The following is a 9,397-nucleotide window of genomic DNA, read 5'->3' as shown; positions in this document are numbered from 1 at the left end:
GCTTCGATGGGGTGAGGACCCGATCGCGAACATCATCGACTGTGCCGAGTGGGGGATTCCCATCGAGGTCGTGCCCGTTCTGCTGCTCGGCATGATCTCGCCCGCCACGACGGTGGGCGCTCTCGTGCTCCATACCGCCGAAGTGCTGAGCGGTCTGGCCATCGCCCAAAAGATTCGTCCCGGCACGCCGGTTCTCTTCGGCGGCGCTCCGGCGAGCTTCCACATGCGGCTCATGACCAACCCCATGACCGCGGTCGAAGCCCTGCAGGTGTATTGCGGCTACGCCCGCATCGCGAAGCACTTGAACCTGCCCTGTCAGGCCTACATGGCGCTCTCGGACTCCAAGTTCAACGACCCCCAGGCGGGCTTCGAGACCGGAGTCGGCGCGTTCCTCGCCGCCCTGTCGGGGATCAACTCGGTCTCGGGTCCCGGCATGCTCGATTACGTCAACTGCTTCAGCCTCGAGAAGCTCGTCTTCGACGATGAGGTCGTCGCCCACGTCGAGCGATTCATGAAGCCGGTGGAGGTCAAGGAAGATCTTCCCGCTGCCTCGCTCATCGAGGAGCTCGTGCGCGAAAAGCACCTCATGATGTCCGAGCACACGCTCGAGCACTGGCCCGAAGAGCTGTATCTGCCGGGGCCGATGGTGGATCGGACGAACTGGGATCAATGGAGCGAGCAGGGGAAGAAACGCTTTCGTGACCGGGCGGCCGACGTCATCGGCGAATGCCTCGAGAACTACGAAGTCGAGCCCGTCGAGGAGAAGCTCCACGCCGAGATCCGGAACCTATTCGTGAAGACCGCCCGGGAGCCCGGCCTGACTCTCCCGTCTTTCGAGTAAACCACGACCATGCCCGACTACGCGGTGATGAACCAGCTCCTCTTCGAGGGGAAGCACAAGGAAGTCAAGGCCCTGACCGAGCAAGCCCTGGCGGAGGGACGTCCCGTCGACGAGGTTCTGGAAGACGGGCTCATCGCCGGGATGCGCGTCGTGGGGGAGGACTTCAAGCACAACCGCATCTTCGTTCCCGAGGTGCTTCTCGCCGCGCGGGCGATGAAGGCGGGGATGGAGGTTCTGAAACCCCTTCTGACGGAGCGCAAGGACGATCGGTCGGAGACGATCGTGATGGGCACGGTCAAAGGCGATCTCCACGATATCGGAAAGAACCTCGTCGGGATGATGGCTGAAGGAGCCGGGTTCACCATCGTGGATCTGGGAACCGACACGAGCGCGGACGAGTTCATCCAGGCGGTCCGCGACAACCATGCGGCGATACTCGGCATGAGCGCTCTCCTGACGACGACGATGATCTACATGAAGACCGTGGTGGATGCCGTGCGCGAGAAAGGGGTCGACGTCAAGATCGCAGTCGGCGGCGCTCCGGTGACCGAGAAGTTCGCTTCGGAGATCGGTGCCGATGGCTATGCGGCGGATGCTGCGAGCGCGGTGCAGCTGTTCAAGAAGCTCGTCGGCGCCCGCAAGGCGGCCATGCGATGAAGAAGCTCTTCGTGAACGACCGTGAGGCACCGGTGAGCGGCACGCTATTCGAGTGCGCCGAGTCGGTCGACGTGCGCGTTCCCACGTCCTGCGTCAAGCAGGGGAAATGCCGTGAGTGTCTTCTCGAGATCGAAGAGGGCGAGGAGCTACTCTCGGCGCGCACAGCGGAAGAAGCGCACCTCGGCGCCTCGTTTCGTCTCGCATGTCGCACCCGGCTCGTGGGCGACGGCATCGTCCGCTGCCACACGATGCGTCGCGGGTCGTTGAAGATTGTGGACCAAAGCGAGGGACTTCCTTGGAGCGAGGGGCCCCCGGAGCCACGCGACGGCTATGGAATCGCGCTCGACGTGGGTACGACCACGGTCGCCTTGCGTCTTTTCGACCTCGCATCCGGCGTGCAGGTCGCGAGTCAGTCGTTCGAGAACCCCCAGCGGTTCGGGGGCTCGGACATCATGGCGCGCATTCACTACGATACGCAGCATCGGGGTCGTCTCCTCAAGCGAACCCTCGTCGGGTATCTAAATCACGCGATCGAAGCGTTACCCGTTGATCCCGATCGGATCGTCGACGTGGTCGTGGCGGCGAACACGACGATGCGCGATCTCTTCTTTGGTCTCGACGTGCACTCGATCGGGCAAAAACCCTATTGGTCCATCACCGAGCGGGAGCTCAGAGAGAAAAAGCGCGATTCGACGGCGCTCGGCATGCCCGCTCGAAAGCTCGGCCTTCACGTCCATCCGAAGGCCGTCGTCTACGGCCTGCCTCTCATCGGAAGCCACGTCGGGGGCGACGCCGCGGCCTGCCTTTGGGCCAGTCGGCTGACGGACTCGGAGGCGGTCTCTCTCGTCATGGACGTCGGCACGAACACGGAGATCGTGATGGGGAATCGCGACCGCGTCGTTGCCGCGTCCTGTCCTGCGGGCCCGGCCTTCGAGGGAGGAGGCGTTTTGTGCGGGATGCCTGCGCTCGACGGTGCGATCGAGAGGGTCTCGATCGAAGAAGATGGCTCGCTCGACGTCATCGTCATCGGCGGTGGCCCGCCCCGTGGCCTCTGCGGCTCCGGGCTCGTGGACCTGCTGAGCGAGCTCCGCCGCGCGGGAAGGATGAACGCTCAGGGTCGTTTCGCCGGAGAGAGCGAGCCGTTTCGAGTGTATGACGGGATCGTCTTCACCGAGGCCGATGTCAACGAGCTCGCGCAAGCGAAAGGCGCAAACGTGGCGGGCCTCGCGATCGTGGCGGACGTGTACGGCATCCGGCTCGAGGACATCGACAAGCTCTACCTCGCCGGTGGTTTCGCCCGGCACCTCGATCTCGATGCGGCGCGTCGTATCGGCTTTCTGCCCGAGCTGCCGGACGAGAGGATCGTCCGTGTGGGAAACGCCGCACTGGACGGAGCCTCGATGATTCTGCGCTCGCCCAGCCAGAGACGGGAGCTCGAAGAGGCGGTGAGGCGGGTCGAGCACATCGAGCTCGAGACGCACCCGCGTTTTTTCGACTACTTCGTCGAGGGCTGTCAATTTCAGCCCGTTGCCTCCGAGGTATACACGTGATCGATGAGCGCGATTACGCGCGGCTCCTCGGTTACCCGCCGGGTAAACCGCTCGAGGGCGACGTCCGCCGCCTCGCCGAAGGCGCCGCCCGCTGGTATCGATGTCATGGAAGGCCCCGGGTCTACTCGAGAGACGGGGTCGTCGGGCTCACGGCGGGATGGGAGGTCGACGAGGAGCTCGATCGCCTCTGGGCGGCGGGGCGCGTGGACGAGGCCTACTTCCTCGATCGATTCGCCGCGGCCCTCGTGGAGCATCTGGCTTCCATGCAGGGCGCGACGTTCAGCCCCGGTCATCGAGGGTTTCCGCTCGAAGAACAGTCCGCGCTCTTCGAAAAGCTCTCACCGCTCTCGCCCGAGATCGAGCTCTTGTCCTCGGGCATGTTGAGGCCGAGACATTCTGTCCTCGCCCTCTTCGAAGGCGAAGCGATCGGCTCTCCCTGCTCGCGATGCGATCTCGCGCGATGTCGCTACCGGAGGGCGGCGTGAATCTGCTGGAAGCGCTGAAACGCGGCGTGCTCCTGAGCGACGGAGCGATGGGAACGGAGCTGCAGCGCGCGGGGCTTCCTCCGGGAGGGTGCGGTGAAGCGTGGAACCTCGACGCACCCGAGAAAGTGCTGGCGATCCAGAGGGCCTATGTCGCGGCGGGGTCGGACATTCTCATCACCAACAGCTTCGGCGGCTCGCGCATCATGCTCGAGCGCCACGACGAGGGCCGTCGGGTCCGCGACATCAACCGCGCCGCGGCCGAGATCGCGCGCGATGCCTTCAACGGCCAAAAAGGGTTCGTGCTCGGCGACATCGGCCCTTTCGGCGGGCTGATGGAGCCCTACGGTGAGGTTCCCGCGGCACGGGTCGAGGACGCTTTCGCGGAGCAGGCAGAAGCCCTCGTCTCAGCCGGCGTCGATGCGATCATCATCGAGACTCAGACGTCACTCGAAGAGCTGGGAATCGCCATCGAGGCGGCGAAGGCCGCGGGTGCGCCCTGCGTCATCGGCTCGATGGCCTTCGACAAGATGCAGGACGAGGACGAAGTGCGGACGATGATGGGAACGAGTCCCGAGCAGGCGGCGGCCTTTATGGCGGAGGCCGGCGCCGACCTCGTCGCGCTCAACTGCGGCACCGGGGTCGATATGAAGTTCGCCGCGGACACGGCGCGACGCTATCGGTCCACTTGCACGCTTCCGATCATGGTGCAGCCGAACGCGGGTCTCCCCGTGCTCGAGAACCTGCAGGTCGTGTACAACGAGACCCCGGACGAGATGGCACGAGGACTTCCCGCGGTCCTCGAGGCGGGGGCGGGCATCGTGGGCGGGTGCTGTGGAAGCACGCCGGCGCATATCGCGAAGCTCCGGGAGGTGTTGGATGGTCAGGGTCGAGCTCGGCCGTGAGAGTCCCGAGTGGGACAAGCTCCTGCCCGAAGCGAAGGACGATGGCTCGGGCATCGGCATCAACTATGCCGATGCTTACATCAAGATCTTCAAGACGACTCTCGAGGACGGCCGCAAGATTCTCTGTAAGCGCCGGGGGCTAAAGCTAACCCTCACCGTGGGGGAGCGGACGGGTGAGGGCCTGATGCGTCGTCTCGAGCATGGACCCGACGTCAAGAACATCCTATGCGAAGCCTTGAAGGAAGCGGCTCGCAACGCCGGAGCCGAGTTCGAGACGGACGACGGAGCGCTATCGCTCGTAGTCGACTGAGCAACGATCGCAGTGGCACCCTTCGAAGCGGCGCCATCAGCCTGCCAGATCCCCCAAACGGCATAGCTTCTCTTGCACCTCTCGCAGGATCGCCGGCGGCAACGGCCGGAGCTTTCGGACGAATCGTCGATTGTCGATGGCGCGACTCTGGTCGATCATAATCTCGCAGTCTTGACGGTTCCCGGCCATTCCTCGGGGAATAGATACACGGAGGAGATTCTCACCGGTGAGACGCGTCGTACAGGGCAGCACCCAGGTGGACGGATGCCCCACGTCGTTCAGCAAATCGGTTTGGATGACGAGTACAGGCCTCAACTTTCCAGCTTCCGTTCCCCTCCTCGACCTCAGATCGGCAAGGTAGAGCCTTCCTCGCTCAACTTTCACCACTCGTCCAGGCCCTCGGAGGCGAGGCCGTCGAGCTCAGCCAATTCCTCTTGTGACAGCGCCCCGCGCGTGGCTTTCGAGGCGCGGCGGTAGGCTTCTCTGAGGCTTTCACGCTCTGTCACCTCCTTTAGAAGACGCAGGCCGCGACGGACGACCTCGACCTTGCTCTTCGCCTTCAGCTTTGCCTGGAGCGAGATCACGAGCTTCAGCTCCTCCGGTGGAAGGGTGATGCTGGATTTGGTATTTGTTTTCATACTATTTGAATATACCAACTAGGGAAGCGAAGTCAATTTGGGAGGCGCAAAACGAAGCGGCACGAAACGCCCGAGCTCACATCAAGCTGGTTTTGCCTGTCGTAACGTCCATGCTACTCTCTGCTTCGGGTGCTTGACCGCTTCCCCTCCGTTACGATCGTTCTCCTTCTCGTTGCCGGCTGCCGGCAGGAGCCCGCGCCGACGGCCGAGAATCTCGTGATCGTCACGATCGACACGCTCCGGGCCGATCGACTCGGGGCTTACGGGGGAAACGTCGAGACCCCGAACCTCGATCGAATCGCCCGGGAAGGCGCGCTCGCCGAAGACGCGAGAGCCCAGGTGCCCTTGACCCGCCCCTCGCACCTCTCCCTATTCACGGGTCGTTACCCGTTCGAGCACGGGGTGCGTGAGAACGCGGCTCCGCCGTTCGAGTCGAAGATGCCGCTCCTCGCCGAGATCCTGAAAGAGCGCGGATTTCGAACGGCCGGCTTCGTTTCTTCGATCGTTCTGTCATCGGAAACCGGCATCGATCGCGGGTTCGAGACCTTCGCCGATGACTTCGGAGTGGAGGGGCAAGATGCCGTTTTCTTGGACTCGGTACAAAAGCGCGGCGACGCGACGACCGAAGAGGCGATCGCGTGGCTTCGGGAGGACGGCGGCCAGCCCTTCTTTCTGTGGCTCCATCTCTACGACCCGCACGATCCCTACGAGCCTCCGGAGCCTCATGCCTCTCGCTACGAGGGGCGGCCTTACGATGGCGAAGTCGCCTTCACCGACGAGCTCGTCGGCCGCCTCGATTCCGAGCTCGCGGCGCTCGGGCACTCCGAGAGCACCCTGCTCGTGGTGACTTCGGACCATGGTGAAGCCTTCGGCGAGCACGGGGAGACCGGGCATGGCTACTTCATTTACGAGCCGACGCTCCGGGTGCCGCTTCTGTTTCGCGGGCCCGGCGTCGTCTCCGAGCTCACGATCTCGACTCCCGTCGAGCTCGTGGACGTGTTTCCGACCGTGCTCGAAATGCTGGAGATTTCCCACCTCGACGTACCGGGGAGGAGTCTCGCGGCGACTCTGAGAAGAGGCAGCGAGCCCGAGCCCAGGCCCCTCTACGCTGAGAGCTTCATGGCGTCGCTTCTTTACGGGTGGGGTCGTCTCGTCTCCGTGCGGGAGGGGCCCTGGAAGCTCATCGAGGCGCCGAAGCCCGAGCTCTACAACCTGGAGGAAGATCCGGAGGAGCGTGACAATCGCATTCGGCGGAATGCCGTCGCCGCCGAGCGACTGCGCGCCCGGATCGCCGAGCTCGCTCCCGCAGGTCTGGAGGGCCCCGCTTCGACGGCTTCACAAATCGATCCCGAGCTCATGGAGAAGCTCGGCGCACTCGGCTACGTCGGCGGCACGAGAAGCGGGGAGGCGCACTCGTCCCACATCGACCCCAAGGACAAGCTCGAGGAGTTTCGTTTTCTGAGCGGCCACATGCGCGAAGGGCTCACGTTCCTTCAGGAGAAAGACTACGAGTCCGCGATCCAGCGTTTCCGCGCGGTACTCGAGTCGGGCAACGAGAGCTTTCAAGCGCTCTACCATACGGGCCGCGCCTACTACGGTCTGGGACGCTACCGGGAAGCGGTCGACGCGTTCGCGGGAGCGATCGCACTCGACGACAGTTACGGACCGGCTTACCTCGATCTGGCCGAGGCGCAGGTCGCCCTCGGCAGCCACGACGACGCCCTCGAGGCACTTCACCGCGGACAAAACGTCATTCCCGAAAGCGCGCGCCTCTTCGAGCGCGAGGGCGAGATCTGGGTGAGCCTCGGTCGTCCCGACGAGGCCGCCCGAGCCTTCGAGGCCGTCGCCGAGCGCCTTCCCGAAGACGCGCTGACTCTGGTGCGCCTCGGCGAGCAGTACCGGGATCTGGGCGAGATCGAGAAGTCGATTTCGCGGTTGAAGGAAGCGGTGCGGCTCGCTCCCGATGACGCTTCTTATTGGAACTCGCTGGGGATGGTGCTCGGCGGCAACGGTCGGATGGCCGAGGCGGAGGAGGCGTTCCGTAAGGCGCATACCGTCGATCCCGAGGATGCGCAGTACGCTTTCAATCTCGGCCTCGCTCTCGTACGGCTGGGACGTCCGGAAGAAGCGCGAGGTTTCTTCGAGAAAGCGCTTCGGAACGATCCGGGTTTCGAGCCGGCGAGAGCGGAGCTCAGACGCCTCGGCGGAGCTTGAGCTCGACCGTGCGGCTTCACGGTCTTGCGATCGCGATGATCGTTCTCGCCGCCTTTGTGCCCGTTCTTTCGAACGGCTGGGTCTCCTGGGACGACCCCGAGGCGCTCGTGGACAACGACGCGCTTCGTTCGAAGGGGCTCTTCGTCTGGGCCCTCACCACCGAGCATCTCAGCCACTTTCAGCCGCTCTCGTGGGTGGTCTGGGCGGCAAGCGGTCGAAACTTCGGGTGGACCCCCGAGACGTTTCATGGCCTCAGTGTTCTCGTCCACGTTCTCAACGCGATTCTCCTCTACCTCCTCATCTTCCGGTTGTCCGGCAAAGCGGTGGCGGCCCTCCTCGGCGCGCTTCTCTACGCCGTCCATCCGCTGCGGGTCGAGGTCGTCGCCTGGGCAAGCGCTTTCCCGTATCTTCTCTCCACGGCGTTTCTGCTCGGGGCGACGCTCCTTTACCTCCGTTCCCGGCTCGCGCTTTCGGTCCTCGCCTACGCGGTTTCCCTGCTCGCGAGGCCGGTGGCGCTTGCCTTTCCGCTCGTGCTGATCGTCCTGGACATCCTCGTTTTTCGCCGGAAACGTCACGCCCGGTTCCTCGCCGAGAAGATTCCGTTCCTCGTGCTCTCGGCGGCCGGGCTTCTCCTCGAGGGGAGCCGTCGTCCGTTTCTGGATCTCGAGAGGTTCGGGCTCGGTGCCCGCCTCACGCTCGCAGCCGATTCGCTTCTGGCGCAGCTGAGCCGGTCCGTCTGGCCGGTGCGGTTGACCCCACTCGATCCGCTCCCGATCGAGCCTCGCGTCGACTGGCTCCTCCTCGGCCTCGGAAGCCTAGTGCTTCTGACGAGCGCGTGGATCGTCTGGCATTTTCGTTCCCGCCATCCCGCAGCGCTCGCGGTGTGGGCGAGTTGGCTTCTTCTTGCCCTGCCGTCTCTCGGTCTCGCCCCGAGCGGACTCCAGGCGACGGCGGACCGCTACACCTACGTTCCGGCGCTCGCTCTCGCCGTGGGGCTCGGCGGGTTGCTGGTGCGCTCGCCCGCGGTCTGGCGATGGGTCGCCGTCGCGGCCATCGCGGTTCTCTCGGTCGCGACCTATCGGCAATCCCTGTGGTGGAGGGACTCACTCGCGCTCTGGGGGCGAGCGGTCGAGCTCGATCCCGAGAACGATCTGGCACTCTACTTCTACGCGAGCGCCTTGTCTCGGGCGGCGAAAGCCGATGAAGCCATTCAAAGTTATCGAAAACTCCTTCAGCTCGAGCCGGAGCACGGACCGGCTCGAACGGATCTCGCAAACCTCCTCTCTCGGGAGGCGGATGCCCGGGCGGGCCGAGGAGAGCTCGAGAGCGCCGTCGGGATTTACGATGAAGCTCTCGCTCTCGCGCCCGGGTTCGTGTCGGCTCGGGAGAACCGCGCGATGGCCCTCTTCGAGCTCGGACGATACGAAGAAGCCCTCTCCGCGCTTCGCGCGGCAGACGAAGAGGGCATGTCCCGTCCGGAGATCGCCGGCGCGCTCGCGGTGCTCGAGAACGCGGAGGGCAATCTGAAGAAAGCGGTCTTTGTTTTGGATTCCGGGCTCGAGCGATTCCCTGACGACCTCGCCCTCACGCACAACCTGGCCCGGCTTCTGGCCACTCGTCCCGACGCGTTTCCTGAACGAAGGCGTGAGGCGGTGGATCTGGCGGAGCGTGTGGTGGCGAGAACCGAACGGCGGGATCCGAGGGCCCTCGACACGCTGGCGATGGCACTTGCTGTTGACGGCTCAATCCAAGAAGCCCGTCGACTCTTCGAGGAAGCGACGAATGTGGCACGGAGGCGGG

Annotated in this window: 10 protein-coding genes; 8 read left to right on the top strand and 2 right to left on the bottom strand. The window is 64.5% G+C overall.

Going from position 1 to position 9,397, the window contains the following annotated elements:
* The 6 genes from VEK15_15025 to VEK15_15000 form a co-directional block, all read left to right on the top strand.
* Positions 1-841 (top strand): trimethylamine methyltransferase family protein (locus tag VEK15_15025; protein ID HXV62009.1); only part of this gene is annotated, 841 nt, incomplete at its 5' end.
* Positions 842-850: 9 nt separating this feature from the next.
* Positions 851-1,498: a cobalamin-dependent protein gene (locus VEK15_15020; protein ID HXV62008.1), complete on the top strand. Its 648-nt coding sequence runs from the start codon at positions 851-853 to the stop codon at positions 1,496-1,498.
* The gene (locus tag VEK15_15015; protein ID HXV62007.1) at positions 1,495-3,048 is read left to right on the top strand and encodes an ASKHA domain-containing protein; all 1,554 of its coding nucleotides are present in this window, start codon (positions 1,495-1,497) and stop codon (positions 3,046-3,048) included. The genes VEK15_15020 and VEK15_15015 overlap by 4 nt, the downstream gene beginning before the upstream one ends.
* On the top strand, positions 3,045-3,533 hold the full coding sequence (locus tag VEK15_15010; GenBank protein ID HXV62006.1) for a hypothetical protein: 489 nt from the start codon (positions 3,045-3,047) through the stop codon (positions 3,531-3,533). Before VEK15_15015 ends, VEK15_15010 begins: the two co-directional genes overlap by 4 nt.
* The gene (locus tag VEK15_15005; GenBank protein HXV62005.1) at positions 3,530-4,435 is read left to right on the top strand and encodes a homocysteine S-methyltransferase family protein; all 906 of its coding nucleotides are present in this window, start codon (positions 3,530-3,532) and stop codon (positions 4,433-4,435) included. The genes VEK15_15010 and VEK15_15005 overlap by 4 nt, the downstream gene beginning before the upstream one ends.
* A complete protein-coding gene (locus VEK15_15000) occupies positions 4,410-4,745 on the top strand; it encodes a hypothetical protein (protein HXV62004.1) in 336 nt (111 codons plus the stop codon). Before VEK15_15005 ends, VEK15_15000 begins: the two co-directional genes overlap by 26 nt.
* Before the next feature lie 36 nt (positions 4,746-4,781).
* On the opposite strand, the gene VEK15_14995 is transcribed toward VEK15_15000, so the two are convergent.
* Both VEK15_14995 and VEK15_14990 read right to left on the bottom strand, forming a co-directional pair.
* A complete protein-coding gene (locus VEK15_14995; GenBank protein ID HXV62003.1) occupies positions 4,782-5,129 on the bottom strand; it encodes a type II toxin-antitoxin system PemK/MazF family toxin in 348 nt (115 codons plus the stop codon).
* Positions 5,126-5,383, bottom strand: coding sequence for a hypothetical protein (locus VEK15_14990; GenBank protein ID HXV62002.1), 258 nt, complete (start codon positions 5,381-5,383; stop codon positions 5,126-5,128). The genes VEK15_14995 and VEK15_14990 overlap by 4 nt, the downstream gene beginning before the upstream one ends.
* Before the next feature lie 129 nt (positions 5,384-5,512).
* Here VEK15_14990 and VEK15_14985 point away from each other — a divergent pair, with 129 nt between their 5' ends.
* Both VEK15_14985 and VEK15_14980 read left to right on the top strand, forming a co-directional pair.
* Complete coding sequence (locus VEK15_14985; protein HXV62001.1) at positions 5,513-7,597, top strand: sulfatase-like hydrolase/transferase; 2,085 nt, start codon at positions 5,513-5,515, stop codon at positions 7,595-7,597.
* A gap of 8 nt (positions 7,598-7,605) precedes the next feature.
* Positions 7,606-9,397, top strand: a 1,792-nt coding sequence (locus tag VEK15_14980) for a tetratricopeptide repeat protein (protein HXV62000.1), incomplete at its 3' end; no start/stop codon positions are given.

The sequence above is a fragment of the Vicinamibacteria bacterium genome (genome assembly GCA_035620555.1).
Classification (GTDB): domain Bacteria; phylum Acidobacteriota; class Vicinamibacteria; order Marinacidobacterales; family SMYC01; genus DASPGQ01.
This window is presented reverse-complemented; position numbering and strand designations above follow the sequence as displayed.